Source organism: Mycolicibacterium phocaicum (assembly GCF_010731115.1).
GTDB lineage: Bacteria > Actinomycetota > Actinomycetes > Mycobacteriales > Mycobacteriaceae > Mycobacterium > Mycobacterium phocaicum.
Genome location: NZ_AP022616.1, coordinates 2018924 through 2036514 on the forward strand (window position 1 = coordinate 2018924; position 17591 = coordinate 2036514).

Annotated in this window: 12 protein-coding genes; 5 read left to right on the top strand and 7 right to left on the bottom strand. The window is 69.2% G+C overall.

Annotated elements, in window-relative coordinates; all coding sequences use genetic code 11:
• Positions 1–3: 3 nt before the first annotated feature.
• Positions 4–762, bottom strand: coding sequence for a thioesterase II family protein (locus G6N46_RS09805; RefSeq protein WP_064860915.1), 759 nt, complete (start codon positions 760–762; stop codon positions 4–6).
• A complete protein-coding gene (locus tag G6N46_RS09810; RefSeq protein WP_138248445.1) occupies positions 759–4247 on the bottom strand; it encodes a non-ribosomal peptide synthetase in 3489 nt (1162 codons plus the stop codon). Before G6N46_RS09810 ends, G6N46_RS09805 begins: the two co-directional genes overlap by 4 nt.
• Positions 4248–4343: 96 nt before the next feature.
• Between G6N46_RS09810 and G6N46_RS09815 the strand changes: the two genes are divergently transcribed.
• The 3 genes from G6N46_RS09815 (at position 4344) to G6N46_RS09825 (ending at position 8126) form a co-directional block, all read left to right on the top strand.
• A complete protein-coding gene (locus G6N46_RS09815) occupies positions 4344–5996 on the top strand; it encodes a (2,3-dihydroxybenzoyl)adenylate synthase (protein ID WP_138248444.1) in 1653 nt (550 codons plus the stop codon).
• A gap of 80 nt (positions 5997–6076) precedes the next feature.
• Positions 6077–6742 carry a VC0807 family protein gene (locus G6N46_RS09820; RefSeq protein ID WP_138248443.1) on the top strand — a complete coding sequence of 222 codons (666 nt, stop codon included), beginning with the start codon at positions 6077–6079 and terminating at the stop codon, positions 6740–6742.
• Between the two features lie 43 nt (positions 6743–6785).
• Complete coding sequence (locus G6N46_RS09825) at positions 6786–8126, top strand: acyltransferase family protein (protein ID WP_138248442.1); 1341 nt, start codon at positions 6786–6788, stop codon at positions 8124–8126.
• On the opposite strand, the gene G6N46_RS09830 is transcribed toward G6N46_RS09825, so the two are convergent.
• Entirely contained in the window at positions 8113–8826 is a 714-nt protein-coding gene (locus G6N46_RS09830; protein WP_234880585.1) for a VldE C-terminal domain-containing protein, read from the bottom strand. The genes G6N46_RS09825 and G6N46_RS09830 overlap by 14 nt on opposite strands.
• A 93-nt stretch (positions 8827–8919) precedes the next feature.
• On the opposite strand from G6N46_RS09830, the gene G6N46_RS09835 reads away from it, so the two are divergent.
• On the top strand, positions 8920–9408 hold the full coding sequence (locus tag G6N46_RS09835) for a MarR family winged helix-turn-helix transcriptional regulator (protein WP_138248441.1): 489 nt from the start codon (positions 8920–8922) through the stop codon (positions 9406–9408).
• Between the two features lies 1 nt (position 9409).
• Here G6N46_RS09835 and G6N46_RS09840 read toward each other — a convergent pair whose 3' ends face one another.
• The 4 genes from G6N46_RS09840 to hemW all read right to left on the bottom strand — a co-directional run bounded on the left by G6N46_RS09840 (position 9410) and on the right by hemW (position 15603).
• Entirely contained in the window at positions 9410–10753 is a 1344-nt protein-coding gene (locus G6N46_RS09840; protein WP_163692696.1) for a salicylate synthase, read from the bottom strand.
• A gap of 52 nt (positions 10754–10805) precedes the next feature.
• Positions 10806–12560: an ABC transporter ATP-binding protein gene (locus G6N46_RS09845; protein WP_138248593.1), complete on the bottom strand. Its 1755-nt coding sequence runs from the start codon at positions 12558–12560 to the stop codon at positions 10806–10808.
• A gap of 2 nt (positions 12561–12562) precedes the next feature.
• Positions 12563–14365 carry an ABC transporter ATP-binding protein gene (locus G6N46_RS09850; RefSeq protein WP_234880584.1) on the bottom strand — a complete coding sequence of 601 codons (1803 nt, stop codon included), beginning with the start codon at positions 14363–14365 and terminating at the stop codon, positions 12563–12565.
• 95 nt (positions 14366–14460) lie between these two features.
• Positions 14461–15603: a radical SAM family heme chaperone HemW gene (gene hemW, locus G6N46_RS09855; protein WP_138248439.1), complete on the bottom strand. Its 1143-nt coding sequence runs from the start codon at positions 15601–15603 to the stop codon at positions 14461–14463.
• 318 nt (positions 15604–15921) lie between these two features.
• On the opposite strand from hemW, the gene G6N46_RS09860 reads away from it, so the two are divergent.
• On the top strand, positions 15922–17586 hold the full coding sequence (locus G6N46_RS09860; RefSeq protein WP_138248438.1) for a nitrite/sulfite reductase: 1665 nt from the start codon (positions 15922–15924) through the stop codon (positions 17584–17586).
• Positions 17587–17591 lie beyond the last annotated feature (5 nt).

Genomic DNA, 17591 nt, shown 5'->3' on the forward strand with positions numbered 1-17591 from the left:
GAGTCAGCCCGCACTGATCACTTCCGCGATCGCGTCGAGCTGGTCGTTGAGGTAGAAGTGGCCGCCGTCGAACTCGGCCAGGGTGAAGGCGCCCGACGTGTGGTTCGCCCAGCGGCTCAGCATGTCCCGGTCGATGCGATGGTCATCGCGGCCGCCGAGGGCATGGATGTCGGCGGCGATGCGGCCGCCGCCCACGTACCGGTTGAGCGCTTCGTAGTCGGCGCCCACCGCCATCAGCAGCATTTCCACGAAATCCACGTCGGCGAGCAGCCGGGGGTCGGTGCCGCCGAGATCGACCATCTCGGCGAGCATTTCGCGCGGTCCGGTGGGCAGCGGCGGCGCGTCGACCACGTCGCACGGTGCCTGGCCGGCCGATGCCCAGAGGCTGTGCACGGTCGCTCCGCTCTGTTCGGCGACGCGCGCGAACTCGAATGCCACCACCGCGCCCATGCAGTGCCCGACGAGCCGCAGCGGGCCCACGCCCGCCCAGTCACCCGCGGCGAACAGGTCGGCGGCCAGCTGCTCGACCGTCGGGTGCGCCGGATGCGCCAGCCGGTCGGCACGGCGCGGGTACTGCACGACATAGGTGTCGATGCCGTTGTCCGACAACGTGGTTGCGAGGTCCCGGTAGGCCACCGCGGCACCGCCGGCATGCGGGAAGACCACCACGGCCCCGGTGTCGCCGGAGCCGGGATAGTGCTTGATCCACGGCGCGAAGGCGCCAGTGGACTCAGGCGCGAAAGCCGTATTGATCTCGGTCATGAGACGGCCGCCGGGTCCAGCGCGGTGAGCACGTCGTCGTGGTTCATCTGAGCTATCTCCAGGTAGAGCTCGGCGACCATCTCCAGTCGCCCGCTGCCGTCCTCGCGGCCGATGAGCCGCTGCGCCAGCGCCCGCACGGTGCGGGCCGCGAAGATGTCGGGCACGCCGACGGTCGGGGTGTCCAGCCATTTGCGGATGCGCGCCACCGTGGCGGTGGCCAGCACCGAGTCGCCGCCGAGTTCGAAGAAGTCGTCTTCGACGCCTGCTTCGACTGTCAGGAGTTCCGAGACGATGGCCACGAGCGCCCGCTCGAGCATCGTTTCCGGCAGGGCCCGTCCGGCGCCCTCGGCCGACGAGACCAGAGCCGCCAGCTGTCCCGCCGCGGCCCTCCGGTCGGTCTTGCCGCCGACGGTGAACGGAATCGCCGCGACCACCTGCAGCTGCCGCGGGATCATGTGCGGCGGCACGAGTTCGGCGACGGCCGAGGTGATGCGGTCGGTGGACAGCTCCGCGTCGTCGACAGAGACCAGGGCCGCCAGCACGTCGTGCCCACGCTCCCCACCGGAGACCACACCGGCCACCGCGGCACGCACCCCCGGAACCCGCTGCAGCGCGGCCTCGACATCGCCGAGCTCGATCCGGTAGCCGCTGATCTTCACCCGGTGGTCGGCACGCCCGACGAACTCGAGGACGCCGTCCGGCCGGTAGCGCGCCAAGTCCCCTGAGCGGTACCAGGTTCGGCCCGCGTAGCGCACGAAGCGGTCAGCAGTCAGGTCCGGTCGGCCGCGGTAGCCCGAGGCGATGCCACGTCCGGTGAACCACAGTTCGCCGGCCACCCAGTCGGGGCAGTCCTGGCCCGCCTCGTTGACCACCCGGCACGCGTTGTTGGTGAACGGCACGCCGTAGGGCACCGCCGACCAGGTGTCCGGCAACTCGCCGGCCTCGAAAATGGTTGCGTGGATGGCGGTTTCGGTGGCGCCGCCGAGACCGGCGACGCGGACACCCGGGGCCTGCGCCTGCAGGTGCCGGACCATGGCGGTCCGAACCCAGTCGCCACCGGTGAGCACCACCCGCACGGTGTCCAGCCGCCCGGCACCGACCTCCACCAGCATCTCCAGCCAGCCCGGCAGGAAGTTGAGCACCGTCACGCCGTGCTCGGCGATGAGGGCGGCCCAGCGGTCCGGGTCGCGCCGGTACGGCTCATCGACGACGACGATGCTGCCGCCGGTGGCGAGCGTGGCGAACATGTCGAGCACCGACAGGTCGCACTCGAGGGTCGCGAGCGCCAGGCAGCGGTCATCCGGTCCGATACCGAAGTGCCCGTACAGGAATTCCGCGGTGTTCATCGCGGCGCCATGGGTGACCTCGACGCCCTTGGGCTCACCGGTCGAGCCCGAGGTGAACAGCACATAGGCCAGCTCGTGCGGATCGGTGGCGGCCGGGACGAATGGCCCCTCGGCGCGGCGCCCGATGCGCAGCGCCTCCGTCACGGTGAGCGACGGCTTCCACGACGGCGCCAGGTCACCGCAGTACAGCGCCATCCGAACCCCGCCGGTGGCCAGGATCTTCTCGGTGCGGTCGGCGGGCTGGTCCACGCCGATCGGTAGGTAGACGCCACCCGCGGCCAGGATGGCCAGCAGCGCGATGATCTGCTCTGCGCCCTTGGGCCCGAGCACCGCGACGGTGTCCCCCGGCACGATGCCGGCGATCTGCAGCGCCGATGCCACGGCGGAAACTTCCTCGGCCAGTTCGGCATACGTCCACTGCCGGGCCTCACCGATCATGGCCGTGGCGGCCGGCCGGGCGGCAGCCGCGGCGAAGAAGCCGGTGTGCAGCGCCGCGCCGCTGGGTGCCGCGGTGCGGCTGTTGGCCGCATCGCGAACCGCGCGCTGCGCGGCAGACATGGGCTCCGGCGTGGGCGCCTCCCACGCCATGTCATCGGTGGCCAGACGCTCCAACTCGGCGATGTGCCGGGCGAACATGGCGTCGATGACGCCGTCGGGGAAGGCGTCCTCGCGCACATCCCAGTTCACCAGCACGCCACCGTTGAACTCGGTGACCTGGGCGTCCAGCATCACCTGCGGCCCTTGCGAATTGATCCACCCGGGAGTGCCGAACGCCTCGATCACGGCCGAGCCGAACAGTTCACCGAGCCCGAGGGCACTGGTGAACACCACCGGCGCCAGCACCTGGGTGCCGCGGTGCCGGCTCAGGTCGCGCAGCACCTCGAGGCCGGAATACTCGGAATGCGCAGCGGCGCCACGGAATGCGTCCTGCAGGACACCGCAGCGTGCCGTCGCGGTGGCCGCATCGGTGAGGTCGACATCGAGCAGCAGCGACGAGGTGAAGTCACCGACCAGGCGGTCGACATCGGCGTGCCGTTGATCGCGCCCGAACAGCGGCACATTCAGCAGGAAGCGCTGCCCGGCCGACCAGCAGGCCAGGGCGTCGGAGAAGGACGCCGCGAGGGCCATCGCAGGCGTGATACCGCGCCGGCGGGCCGCGGCATACAGCGCGTCCCGTACGTCCGGGGCCAGCCAGTGCCAGCGCCGGGTGGTGTGCCGCGGGTCATCCTGCTCAGCGACCGGAACCAGTGGCAGGCGCGGCGGATCGGGCAGTTCCGGGAGCCGGTCGCCCCACCACTGCCGATCCGCGTCGGCCCGAGGATTGGGCTCCTGCGCCGATTGCGCTGTGGCCATCCGGTATTCGCGGTACGTGTAGGCCAGCGGAGCGAGCTCGACACCGCCGTACAGGGCCGCGAGATCCGTCATCAGGGTGCGGTAGCTCATGGCGTCGGCGGCCTGCATGTCCAGATCGACGTGCAGGCGGGTCTTACCGTCCGGGAGCAGCGTCAGGCTCAGTTCGAAGACCTCATCGGTCAACTGCTGATGCGCCTTGCGGCGCTGAGTGACGGCGAGCTGTTCGGCGATCTGATCCGCCGGCAGGTCCCGCAGGTCGGTGACCGCGACCGGGAAGTCGCCGTCCTGGGGTTTGATGCGCTGCGTACCGTCGGCCAGGAACTGCACGCGCAGCATGGGATGCCGCGCCGCCAAAGCCGTTGCGGCGGCGGTCAATCGCTCGGGATCGACGCCGTGGCCGTCGAATTCGACATAGAGGTGTCCGGCGACGCCGCCCAATTGCTGGTCGTCCTCCCGGCCGATCCACATGGCGTGCTGCATCGGGGCCAGGCCGAACGGCTGATCGTGTGCCGAATCAACCTGCGGTACCGGCACTTCCGCGCGCTGCAGGCCACCGGCGGCAGACAGCAGTTCGGACCAGGCGGCGATGGTGGGCTCGGCGGCCAGCGCCGCGAAGTCGATGTCGATGCCCTGCTTCCGCCAGCGTCCGGCGAGCGACATCATCCGGATCGAGTCCAGCCCCTGGCCGATGAGGTCGGCGCCAGGGTCGAGGGTGTCGGCGGGCGCACCCAGCAGTTCGGCAACCTCCTCGCGGATGGCCTGCGAATTCACTGCCACGACGCCCACAAAACCCTCCCGAACACGTTAAAGACAGGCTGTCCTAATTTTGATTAGGCTACCCTATATTGCTGCTACCTCCATGCCTACCCCGAGGGATCTGCCGTGACGCGCACCACTGCCTCCACCGAGGCCGACCAGCATTTGCTGAACGGATTCGTTCCGTTCCCGCACGAACGCGCCGAGCGCTACCGCCAGGCCGGCTACTGGGTCGGCAAACCACTGGACAGCATCCTTTCCGACGCCGCACGCCAGTGGCCGGACGGTGTCGCCGCCGTCGACCCGTCCGCGTCATACACATTTGCTCAACTCGATCAGCTGGCCTCCGAAGCAGCCGCCGGGTTCGCCGCTCTCGGCATCGGAACCGGCGACCGGGTACTGCTGCAAATGCCCAACACCGCCGACTTCGCCATCGCCCTGTTCGGGCTGCTGCGCGCGGGCGCGGTGCCCGTCATGTGCCTGCCCGCCCACCGCCGCGCCGAGCTCAGCCATTTCGCCACGGTCAGCGGCGCCGTCGCCCTCGTCATCGCCGACCGGTTCGGCGGCTTCGACTACCGCGACATGGCGCGCGAACTGGTCGCCGAGCACCCGCTCCTGCGGCAGGTGGTCGTCGACGGCGATGCCGGCGAATTCACCAGCTGGACTTCCCTTTTCGGCCACGGATCGGCAGCCGCACCGACGATCAACACCGCGGAACCCGCCCTGCTCCTGGTATCCGGCGGCACCACCGGGGCACCGAAGCTCATCCCCCGCACCCATGACGACTACTACTACAACGCCACCGCCAGCGCCGCGCTGTGCGAAATGACCGGCGACGACGTGTATCTGACGGTGTTGCCGGCGGCGCACAACTTCCCGCTGTCCTGCCCGGGAATGCTCGGCGCCATGTCCGTCGGTGCCACCACCGTCTTCACCACCGACCCCAGCCCGGAGTCCGCGTTCGCGACCATCGCCCGGCACCACGTCACCGTCTGCGCTCTGGTGCCCGCGCTGGCCACCCTGTGGACGCAGGCCTGCGATTGGGAACCGCAGCGCCCCACCACTTTGCGACTGCTCCAGGTCGGCGGCGCCAAGCTGTCCGCACCGGATGCGGCGGCCGCGCGCGACGCGCTGACGCCCGGCCTGCAACAGGTTTTCGGCATGGCCGAAGGGCTGATCAACTACACCCGCCCCGGGGACGATCCCGAACTGCTGGACCACACCCAAGGGGCACCGCTGTGCCCCGACGACGAATTGCGCATCGTCGACGACGAGGGCGCCGACGTGCCGGTCGGCGGCGAGGGCGAACTGCTGGTGCGCGGGCCGTACACCCTGGGCGGCTACTACCGGGCCCCTTCCGACAACGAGCGGTCGTTCAGCCCCGACGGCTTCTACCGCAGCGGGGACCGGGTGCGCCGCCGCGCCGACGGCTACCTCGAGGTCACCGGCCGCATCAAGGACGTCATCCACCGGGGCGGCGAGACCATCTCGGCGCTCGATCTCGAGGAACACCTGCTCACGCACCCGTCGATCCGGGCTGCGGCCGCCGTCCCGGTACCCGACCCGTACCTCGGCGAAAAGATCTGCGCGGTGGTGGTTTTCAGCGGACCTGCCGTCAGCCTCAGCGACCTCAACGGCTACCTCGATGACCGCGGTGTCGCGGTCCACAGCCGGCCTGACACCCTGATCGCCCAGACGTCACTGCCGGTGACCGCGGTCGGCAAGGTCGACAAGAAAGCCATCACCCGAAACCTCACCACATCTCGCGAGCAGACGTAAAACTGTCGATTTTCGACTGATATCGACAGTTTTCGGTCTGCTCGCGGGAGAAACCGACCCCCGCAAGGAGCCAGTCCCCCATGTCCGATACCCCGAAGACCCTGCGCGAGTACATCGTCAACACCGCGATCAACACCATTCCGCCACTGATCGCGTACTACGTGCTGCGCGTGTTCGACTTCGAGCCCTACCTGGCGCTGGTCGGGGCGATCATCACCGCGGCCTTGCAGGGCGCGCTGACCATGGTGCGCAAGCGGAAGGTCGAGCCCGCGAACGTAGTGGTGATCGTCGGTGCGGCGTGCTCGCTGATCATCGCACTGACCACCAAGAACCCGCGCATCGTTCAGGCCCTCGAGCTCGTCCCGATGTCACTGTTGGTCTGGTCGTTCGCCATCAGCGGGCTGCTGCGCAAGCCAAATTCGAAGAAGATGGCAGGCGTCATCTCGCCCGCGCTGGCCGAAGCGGCCCTGCCCGAACGCGGCTGGCCCGAGCAGAGCATCCAGGATTGGCACCGGTTGCACACGCAGCTGTGCATCGGGCTCGGGCTGCTCTGTGGTTTCTACCCCGTCTTCGCGCTGTACATGATCTTCAACTACCCGGTCGACATCTCGCAGTTCGTCATCGTCGCGACCGGACCCACCCTCGTCGTACTCTGCATCGTCTTCGCGGTGGCCCGCGTTCGCCGGTTCGTCGGGCACCACGACGCGGCCGCCGACACCGCGGTGATCGCCGGCGGGTCTGAGTAGTCACACTCATCCGCGCCGCGCGGCGCTCGGGCATCATCAGGTCATGCCCAGACTGTTGCCCGACTTCCGCGCCGTGATCGACGGCACCGCGCCCGACCGGGACCGCAGCATCGACGTGGCCCGGCTGAGCGCACTGCTGGTGGTGATGTTCGGCCACTGCGCGCTGTTGCTCGCCACCATCACCGCCGACGGCGTCCAGATCGGCAACACCCTGGGCGCCGTCCCCCGACTGCAACCGGCCACCTGGGTACTCCAGGTCATGCCGCTGTTCTTCTTCGCCGGAGCCGCAGCGGGCGTGCACAGTTGGCGGGACGGGACGCCCTGGGGCACCTGGCTTTTCACCCGGGCGCAGCGGCTGTGCCGGCCGGCGCTGTGGTACCTGGGCGCGTGGACGGTCGCCTTGATCGCGGTCCGGTTCACCATGGGCGCCGAATCCGCAGCCGCACTGGGCAACGAGGCGGTGGCCCTGCTCTGGTTCCTCGGCACCTACCTGATCGTGCTGGCATTCGTCCCCGCACTGGCCCGGTTGCGGTCGGCACGTGCTGCCGCGTTGGTCATCGCTGTCCTCCTGGTGGTCACGGCGCTCGGTGACTGGGCCCGGATCAGCACGCACACGTTGGCGGCGGGCGCGGCGAATCTCGTTGTGGTCTGGCTGATTCCGATGGTCATCGGCGCGGTCTACGCGCACCGATTCGTCACTGCCGGCAGGGCGCTGATCGTGGCGGCCGGCGCGCTGGCCGTCCAGGTGGCGGTTGCCAGGTTCGGGCCGTACGACGTGTCACTGGTGGTCACCGGCACCGAGCGCATGTCGAACGTCACCCCGCCCACGCTTCTGCTTGCCCTGCAGTGCATCTGGATGTCCAGTCTGTTCATCGCCTGCGCCGGCGCGGTCCGCCGGTGGGCCCAGCGTCCCCGCGTCTGGTACCTGATCGTGGTCGGCAACAGCGGGGCGATGACCCTGTACCTGTGGCACATCGCCGCCATCGCCATCGCGACGTTCAGCCTGCATGCGGTGGGCCTGGACGCCTATGACCCTGCGGCCCCGCACTTCTGGCGCAACATCGCGATCCGGGCGCTGGTCTTCGCGGTGGTGATGACGGTCATGTTCCTGCTGCTGTCCCCGCTCGAGCACAACCCGCTGTGGTGGTGGGATGCCCGGGTCCGGGCGACGGGACGCGCGGCAACCCTCGCCGGTGCGCTGATCTGTGCCGCCGGGGCCGCGCTCCTGCTGATGGCCAAGTACGGTCTGGGCACGACGTCGGGCTGGATGCTGCTGGCGCTGTTCACGGTCACCGTCGTCGCTGCCCGGATCAGCGCGGGACGACCGCCGGCGCGCCGCGAGGCTGCGGAAACGAGCCCCGCCGCCGGGATCAGTGCGCGCTGACGAACGTCACGGTCGGCGTCGGTGCGCCCTTGACCAGCGTCGGCCCCGAAGCCGACATGACATAGGCCTCGTTGCCCGTCGGGTAGCCGCCGCCGTTGGTCGAGATGTGCACGTGCGTGTAGTGATTGGCGTCGGGGCCGCCGTAGTCCGGCATCCGGTGGGCGGTGCCGTCCGGGAAATAGATCGCCTGCCGCCAGATCACATGGTTCAGATCGAACTTCTGCGCGTTGGCCAGCACGTACGCCAGGATGCGGTCCCCGAGCGCCTTGCCGCCGGACGAACCGTAGTCGGGCACCATCACGTCCAGAGCCAGGCCCTCGGGGTGCCAGCGCAACGAGTCCGGACGGACGCCGGTCATGGTGTGGATCTCCGGGAACGTCGCGCTGACGGCCCGCTCGGCGAGGATGGTGTCGACCTGCAGTCCCCGTTCGGCGGCGACACCCACCGGCAAAGCGACGGTGCGCACCATGGCGCGGGAACTCTCGGCCGCCTCGGCGACCACCAGCGCACCCGGATGCGAAGCGGCCGAATCGGCCAGGACCACCTGCGCACAGCAGACATCCACTTCACTGGCAGTGGTGACCGCGTGGGTCGCGGTGCCGGCGGTCACGAACGCCGTGGCCGGCATGACGAGCGCCGCCAGAGCCACCGACCAACGGCGCCGGGAGCGCGTGTCAGTAGCTAATTCGGGCTTGTCCACCGGTGCACCATACCCCGCAGGTCACCGTTTGGTAACGGCTTCAAATTTGGCAAACTGGTAAATTTGCACTACCCCAGCCGAGGAGGAACCGCGGTGACCGCCCGTCCGAGAACCGCCGCCGAGCCGTCGGTCGACGCCATCGCCGACGCACTCGTCACCGCATCGCGCCTGCTCCTGGACATCACCGCCCGCGCGGTGGCGGTCGTCGACGACACGCTGACGGTTCCCCAGTTGCGGGTGCTGGCGCTGCTGTCGTCACACGGTCCCACCAACCTGACCACGCTGGCCGCTCAACTCGATGTACAGCCCTCGACCGTCGGCCGGATGGCCGACCGCCTGGTCACCGCCGGTCTGATCGACCGGCACAGACACCCCAGCTCGGGCCGCGAGATGGTCGTCGAACTGACGCGCCGGGGACGGGCCGTCGTGGACACCGTGAGCGCCCGACGCCGCGCCGAGATCGCCCGGGTCGTCGAGGTCATGCCACCGCGTGAGCGCCTGGGCATGGTCCGCGCGCTGCATGCGTTCAGCGAAGCCGGTGGCGAACCGCCTGCCGATGCCCCGGCCGGCCTGGACTTCTAGCTCAGGCTCGCGGCACCAGGTAGGGCGCGAGCGTCGTCAGCTTCTCGCAGGTCTCTTCGAACTCACGCTCCGGAGTCGACTCGGCGATGATGCCGGCGCCGGCGCGCAGCCAGGTCTGACCGTCGGCCTCGTAGGCCGAGCGCAGCGTCAGCGCCGCGTCCATGCCGCCATCGGCACTGAACATCACGACCGCGCCCGAGTACAGCCCGCGCGGCGCCTCGTCGAGCCGCATGATGGCGTCGACGCTCTCCGCCTTGGGGATTCCGGAGGCCGTCACCGCCGGGAAGAGCGCCTCCAGCGCATGCATCCGGTCCATCTGGTCCGACAGCTGCCCGGACACCGTCGAACCCAGGTGCTGCACGCTGCCACGCTCACGCACCGTCATGAAGTCACTGACGACCGTGGTGCCCGGCTTGGCCACCTCGGCGATCTCCTCCTGCGAGCTGCGGACCGAAATGGCATGCTCGACAATCTCTTTCGAGTTCGATTCCAGGTCCTCACGGGCCGCGCGGTCGTGATCCTCGCCGCGGCCGAACGCACGGGTGCCGGCCAGCGGCTCGGTGATGACGGTGCCGTCGGCGCGGACCGCGGCGACGAGCTCGGGGCTGAAGCCGAGGGCGCGAATCCCGCCCAGCCGCAACAGGAATGACCGCACCGGGGTGTTGTTCGCCCGGCCCACGCGGTACGTCGCCGGGAAGTCGACCGCGAACGGCACCTCGAACCGGCGCGACAGGATCACCTTCTGGTAGTCGCCCGCCACGATCTCGGCGACGGCGGCGGCAACCCGCGACGGGTAGTCACTGCCGTCGACCCGTACGTCGACGGCGCGGGTGACACCGGCCGCCGGGATACCCGACTGCAGCAGCCGATTGAGGGTCTCGGCGACCACGTCGCCGTCGCCCGACACACGTACCTCACCGTCGGTGACGACCACCTGCGTCTGCGCGCTGAACACCCGCGCCAGCGGGGTTCCGGCCGGCAGGCGCTGCGCCAGCCCGAACCGGTAGGCGCCGAATTCGAAAGCGACCCAACCGAACAGCCGGTCCGCCTCCAGGAGCAGCCGGTCGACCGCGTCGCCGAGCACCTCTCCGGGCCGGCCAGTCCACGACTGGCGGGCGACTGCGCCGCCGGCGTCGACGATCCGCAGTTCGTCGCTGTCGAATTCGATGGCGGTGCGCACACCGATGGCCAGCACCCACTCGCCCGAATGCTCGTAGCCGACATAGTCGGCGCCGGAGCGCTCCGGCAGTTCGGCTGCCAGTTGCGCGATCAGATCGGCCGGGGCGACGTCGGCGGGCAAAGCAATGCGCGTCACCGACGCCGCGTCTATAGCTTCAGCAGTCACGAAAGTTAATTTAGCCTAACCTCACCAAAAAAACACTGCCCGCCCCTGTGATTCAGGACCCAGCGCCGGCTTTCGCCTCGCGCTTCGCGACGGTCCATCCACTGGCCGACGTCCGTTGCGCCCAGAAATCGGCGTAGCGGCCGCCGCGCGCCATCAGCTGGTCATGCGTGCCGGTGTCGTCCACCGTGCCGCGGTCGGACAGCACGACGATGTTGTCGGCCGCGGTCACCGTCGACAGTTTGTGCGCGATCACGATCACGGTGCTGCGGTCCGCCAACTCGCGGATGGACGCGGCGACGTGACGTTCGTTCTCGGGATCCAGCGCGCTGGTGGCCTCGTCGAACAGCACCACCGGAGCGTTTTTCAGCAATGCGCGCGCGATCGAGACGCGTTGCCGTTCACCGCCGGACAGCGCCGTACCACCCTCACCGACGCGCGTCTGCCAGCCGGCCGGCAGCCGGTCCACGACGGACTGCAGACCCGCGGTGCGGGCCGCTTCCCGGATGTCGTCTTCGGACGCGGACGGCGCACCGATCCGCACGTTCTCCCACAGGGTGTCGTCGAACAGGTAGACGTCCTGGAACACCAGCGACAGCTGGGCCATCAACTCTGCCGTGCTCTGGTCCCGTACATCGACGCCACCCACCCGGACCACGCCGGCGTCCACGTCGTAGAAGCGCGCCAGCAGACGGGTGATGGTGGTCTTGCCCGAGCCCGACGGACCGACCAGGGCGGTCATGGTGCCCGGCGCCGCGACGAAACCGACGTCCTCGAGCACACGGCGCCCCGGATAGCTGAAGGCGACGCCGTCCAGTTCAACCTGCCCGGGCAGCGAAACCGACTGCGGCGCAGCGGGTTCCGGAAGCGCGGGGGTGTCGAGTACCGACGTGATCCGGTCCAGTTCGGCACCGGCCATCCGCATCGCGGAGCCGTATTCGGCCAGTTCCGACAGTGGCGAGGTGAATCGCGCCGCGAGACCCAGGATGGCCACCAGCGTCACCGGGTTGATCTCGCCGCCGACGGCCAGCCAGACACCGACCGTGATGAGGCCGCCCAGCACCGCCTGCACGCCCACGCCGCTCAGCATCATGCCGGCCACCGAGGCCCACAGCGCCCGCTTGCCGACCTGCTCCTGCTCGGCCAAAGCCCCTGTCAGCGGATCGAATTCGGCCCCGGTCCGCCCGAACGCCCGCAACACCGGCTGGCAGCGCGCGAACTCGATGACCCGGGAGTTCACCTCGATCTCGGCGGCATGGGTGCGCGCCTCGGCCGACGCGATCAACGCGGCCGAGGCCCGGGTGGCGAGGATCAGGACCACCCCACCGGCCAGCGCGGCGACACCGATCCGCCAGTCGAAGACGAACAGCCCGACCACCACGGTCAGCGCACTGGTGGTGTTCACCACCAGTGGCGTCACCAGGTGGGCGCTACTCGTACCGACGAAAGTCGTGCCCTTGACCGCGATCTGGGACACCTGGCCGACCCGCTCGCGGGTGAACCAGCCCAGCGGCAGGGTGACCATGTGGTCGCCGAGCCGGTGGTGCAGCAGCCGCATGGTGGTCAGCGCCATCCGCATCGACTGCGCCGCCTGGACGTAGTGCGCGACGGCGCTGAGCAGCACCACCACCGCCAGCACGACCAGCCAGCGCGCCGCCGCACCGACGTCACCGTCGAACAGGGCCAGTGAGATCGGCACCAGCAGCGTCATCGAAAGACCGTGCAGCAGGCCGTAACCGACGGCCCAGGCCAGGAAGCTGTACATGCGGCCGCGCTCCGGGCCGAGGATCCGCAGGAACCCGTTGATCATCGTCATCGCGCCGCCTCCAATTCACCGGTGGCCGTATAGGTCTGCCACATGCGCGCGAAAACACCCTCCCGGGAAAGCAATTCATCATGCCGCCCCTGTTCGACGATGCGCCCGTCCCCCAGGACGACGATGTTGTCAGCGCCGACGATCGACCCCAACCGGTGGGCGATCACCAGCACCGTCCGGCCGTCGATCAGGGTCGACAGCGCCGCCTGGATCTGCGCCTCGGAGTCCGGGTCGGCGAAGGCCGTGGCCTCGTCGAGCACCAGGATCGGGGTGTCGGCGAGCAGTGCGCGGGCGATGCTGATGCGCTGCGCCTCGCCGCCGGAGAAGTGTGCGTCCTCCCCGACCACCGAGTCATATCCGTTGGGCAGCGCCATGATCCGGTCGTGGATGTGCGCGGCGCGCGCGGCGGCGCGCACCGCATCGTCGTCGGCGCCCGCGCGGCCCAGCCGGATGTTGTCGGCCACGCTCATGCCGAGCAGCTGCACGTCCTGCAGGACGAAGCCGACGTGCCGGTACAGCACCGCCGGATCGATCTGGCGCACGTCCACGCCGCCGATGCGCACCGCACCCGCGGTGACGTCATGGAACCGCGGGACGAGCGTCGCCAGCGTGGACTTGCCACTGCCGGACGGCCCGACCAGCGCCGTGATGCTGCCGGCGGGCAGATCCAGTGAAATGTCTTGCAGCACCGTGTTTGTGCCGTCGTAGGAGAATTCGACGCCTGAGAATCGGACCGAATTGTCCTGTGGCACTTGCGGGTTCTCGGCGATCGGCAACTCGGGGGCGGTCAGCAGCGCCGTCAGCCGGCCGGCCGCGGCGACCGCCTGGCGGCTCGCGGCAGCGGAATACCCGACGGCCAGCACCGCGGTCGGGATGGTGACGGCGACGAGCGTCGAACCCAGCACCTCGATGGGCGTCACCCAGCCGTTGCGGATGAACCACAGACCGCCGGCGAGGTTCACCAGCAGCACCACCGGCGCCTCGACGAACACCGATGACACCGCGCGCAGCCGGACCATGGGCCCGACGAATCCGGCGAAACCGTCGTTGAACTCATCGGCAGCGTCGGCGAATCGCTTGTGCGCCTTGCCGGTTTCCCCGAATGTCTTGACGACCGAGACACCGGCGATGAACTCGACGATGGTCGCGCTGATCTGCGCGATGCCCTCGTTCATCTGCGCCATGCGGGCCATCGCGCCGCGCATCAGCACGCCGTAGACCACGAGGTAGATCGGGATGGTGCCGATGGCCAGCAGCCCCAGCCGCCAGTCCAGGTACCAGCAGTACGCCAGGCCGAACGCCGGCGTGGCGAGCGCTCCGGTCTTCTCGACCGCGGCATGCGCCACCAGGTGGTGCAGTTCGCCGACGTCGTGCTGGACGGCCTTGCGCACCTCACCGGAGGATGTCGCGCCGAACCAGCCCAGCGGCAGCCGCCCGAGCGTGGCGACCAGTCGACGGCGCAACTCCGCCTGCAACTGCACGTCGGCGTGGTGGGTGAGCGTCAGCGCCAGGCCGCCGGCCAGGGTGCGCACCGCCAGGCCGCCGCCGACGAAGACCGCGACGATGGTCCACACCCGCGCCGCGTCGATCGGACCACCACTCAGCAGGTACCGGCCCAGCTCGACGATGCCGATGAACGGCACCACGGTCGCGGCCGCGGCGATCAGCTGCAACAGCTGCGCCAGCGCGGCGCGGCCCCGCACCGGGGCCAGCAACTCCTTGAGCGCGACGCGGTCCTGCGCTGCCGCGAGCTTCGCCTGTTTGAGCTGCTCACGGGCCGACGGTTCTGCGTTGGTCATACGAATACCCACTCCACCCGAAGACTAAGGTTTGCCTAACCATAGCGACAGGCCGTCGGTTGCGGGCACCCGCCCGCTCCGGTTCGGTCGAGGGTTCAGTCCAGGACGGTGCGCACCACGGCGTCGGCCAACAGCCGGCCGGACTCGGTCAGCACCAGACGGTCGTCGGCGACCGCCACGAGGCCATCGGCCACGGCCCCCTGCGCGCGGTCGCGCTCGGCCGCGGTGAGCACCGCGACCGGCAAACCGCTGCGCAGCCGCAACCGCAGCATGACGTCCTCGACGTGACGGGTGGCGTCGTCGAGCTCCTCGAAGTCCGCGACCGGCAGCCTGCCCTCGGCCAGCGCCTCGGCATAAGCGTTGGGGTGCTTGACATTCCACCATCGTCGGGCCCCGACGAAACCGTGCGCGCCCGGCCCGGCGCCCCACCACTGGCCACCGTCCCAGTAGCCCAGGTTGTGCCGGCATTCGCCGCCGGGACGGCTCCAGTTCGACACCTCGTACCAGTCCAGGCCGGCCCGGCTCAGGTGCGTGTCCAGCAGCTCGTAGCGGGCCGCCAGCACGTCGTCGTCGGGCGCCGCGATCTCGCCGCGCCGGACCTTACGGGCCAGGGCCGTGCCGTCCTCCACGATCAGCGCATACGCCGACACGTGGTCGACACCGGCTTCGATCGCGGCATCGGCCGAACGGCGCAGATCGTCGTCGGACTCCCCCGGCGTGCCGTAGATGAGATCGAGGTTGACGTGCTCGAACCCGGCCGCCAGCGCCTCGCGCGCGGCCGCCGGGGCACGGCCGGCCGAGTGAGTCCGATCGAGCGCCGCCAGCACGTGCGGCGCCGTCGACTGCATACCCAGCGAAATCCGCGTGTAGCCGGCCTCCAGCAGCTCGGCGAAGAACTCGGGCGACGTCGACTCCGGATTCGACTCGGTGGTGACCTCGGCGCCGGGATCGAGGCGGAAATTGTCCCGCACCGCGTCGAGCACCGACCGCAGCCCGGCACCGCCGAGCAGGGACGGGGTACCGCCGCCGACGAACACCGTGTCGACCGGCAGGTCGACCTGCGCGCCGGCCATCGCCAGCTCGGTGCGCAGCGCGTTCAGCCAGCCCTCCGGACTGGCTCCGCCCAGCTCACTGGCGGTATAGGTGTTGAAGTCGCAGTATCCGCAGCGGGTGGCGCAGAACGGCACATGGATATAGATGCCGAACGGCCCGAGACGGCTGGCGTCGGCGTCACTCATGCGAACAGTGTCCCATCGCAGGCAGCGAACATTTTGCTCGCGATGATTCCGAACCTGGCCCGGTTAGGCCGAATGTCCTGTTCGTGGCAGAATGGCCGGGTGTCCGCCAGCCTCAACCGCGCCCTCGGTTCAGCATTGGTATTGCGGCGGCATGTCGACTTCAAGCGTGTATGCAGCTGTTGCTGTCTGCCTTGATGCCTGCCTTGCTGCTTCAGCTCTGACAACCAGATCTTTCAGCCGGCACAGGATCGGCAGTGCCGGACAGCCCCCGGTGTACGCGTGATCCAACGCCTGCTCTTGCGCGAAGGAAACCACCCAGTGACAACAGCAAAACCCGCCAAGACCCGCGACGAAGGCCAGTGGGCGCTGGGCAATCGTGAGCCGCTGAACCCCAACGAGGTGTTCAAGCAGGAGGACGACGCCCTAAACGTGCGGCAGCGCATCATCGATGTGCACTCCAAGCAGGGCTTCGAGTCGATCAGCAAGGACGATCTCCGCGGGCGCTACCGCTGGATGGGCCTGTACACCCAGCGCGAGCAGGGCTACGACGGCACCTTCACCGGCGACGACAACGCCGACATGCTGGAGGCGCCGTACTTCATGATGCGGGTGCGCTGCGACGGCGGCGCCCTGACCAGCGCCGCGCTGCGGACCATCGGCGAGATCTCGGTCGAGTTCGCGCGCGACAGCGCCGACATCACCGACCGCGAGAACATCCAGTACCACTGGATCCGGGTCGAGGACGTGCCGGAGATCTGGCGTCGCCTCGAATCTGTCGGCCTGCAGACGACCGAGGCGTGCGGCGACTGCCCGCGCGTCGTGCTCGGCGGCCCGCTGTCGGGTGAGTCCCTCACCGAGGTGCTCGATCCGAGCTGGGCGGTCGACGAGATCGTGCGCCGCTACGTCGGCAACCCCGAGTTCTCGAACCTGCCGCGTAAGTACAAGACCGCCATCTCGGGTCTGCAGGACGTCGCGCACGAGATCAACGACATCGCCTTCATCGGCGTCAACCACCCCGAGCACGGCCCGGGTCTGGACGTCTGGGTCGGCGGTGGCCTGTCCACCAACCCGATGCTCGCCCAGCGCCTCGGCGCCTGGGTGCCGCTGGCCGAGGTGCCCGAGGTCTGGGAAGGCATCACCAAGGTCTTCCGCGACTACGGCTACCGCCGCCTGCGCTCCAAGGCCCGCCTGAAGTTCCTGATCAAGGACTGGGGCGTAGAACAATTCAGGGAAGTTCTCGAACAGGAATACCTGAAGCGCCCCCTCATCGACGGCCCGGCCCCCGAGCAGGTGCCGCACACCATCGACCACGTCGGTGTGCAGAAGCTGAAGAACGGCCTGAACGCCGTCGGCGTCGCGGCCATCGCCGGCCGCTCGTCGGGCACCATCCTGACCAAGGTCGCCGACCTGGCCGAGGCCGCCGGCTCCGACCGAATCCGCCTGACCCCCTACCAGAAACTGGTCATCCTCGACGTGCCCGACGACAAGGTCGAGGAACTCGTCGCCGGCCTGGACGCGCTGGGTCTGCAGACCCGGCCGTCGCACTGGCGCAAGAACCTGATGGCATGCACCGGCATCGAGTACTGCAAGCTGTCGTTCGCCGAGACCCGGGTGCGGGCCCAGACGCTGGTCCCGGAGCTGGAGCAGCGCCTTGCCGACCTGAACGCCGAACTGGACGTGCCGGTCACCATCAACCTCAACGGCTGCCCCAACTCGTGCGCCCGCATCCAGATCGCCGACATCGGTTTCAAGGGCCAGATGATCGACGACGGCAACGGCCCCGAGGAGGGCTTCCAGGTGCACCTGGGCGGCAGCCTGGGCCTGGACAGCGGTTTCGGACGCAAGCTGCGTCAGCACAAGGTGCTGGCCACCGAGCTGGGTGACTACATCGACCGTGTCGTGCGCAACTTCGTGAAACAACGCGAGGCCGGCGAGCGTTTCGCCCAGTGGGCCATTCGGGCCGACGAAGCTGACTTGAGGTGACCGCT

What these genes read in the sequence shown, in the direction of transcription:
- G6N46_RS09805 (WP_064860915.1), bottom strand. Translation starts at nt 762, where the DNA reads ATGACCGAGATCAATACGGCTTTCGCGCCTGAGTCCACTGGCGCCTTC.
- G6N46_RS09820 (WP_138248443.1), top strand. Translation starts at nt 6,077, where the DNA reads ATGTCCGATACCCCGAAGACCCTGCGCGAGTACATCGTCAACACCGCG.
- G6N46_RS09825 (WP_138248442.1), top strand. Translation starts at nt 6,786, where the DNA reads ATGCCCAGACTGTTGCCCGACTTCCGCGCCGTGATCGACGGCACCGCG.
- G6N46_RS09845 (WP_138248593.1), bottom strand. Translation starts at nt 12,560, where the DNA reads ATGATCAACGGGTTCCTGCGGATCCTCGGCCCGGAGCGCGGCCGCATG.
- G6N46_RS09850 (WP_234880584.1), bottom strand. Translation starts at nt 14,365, where the DNA reads ATGACCAACGCAGAACCGTCGGCCCGTGAGCAGCTCAAACAGGCGAAG.
- hemW (WP_138248439.1), bottom strand. Translation starts at nt 15,603, where the DNA reads ATGAGTGACGCCGACGCCAGCCGTCTCGGGCCGTTCGGCATCTATATC.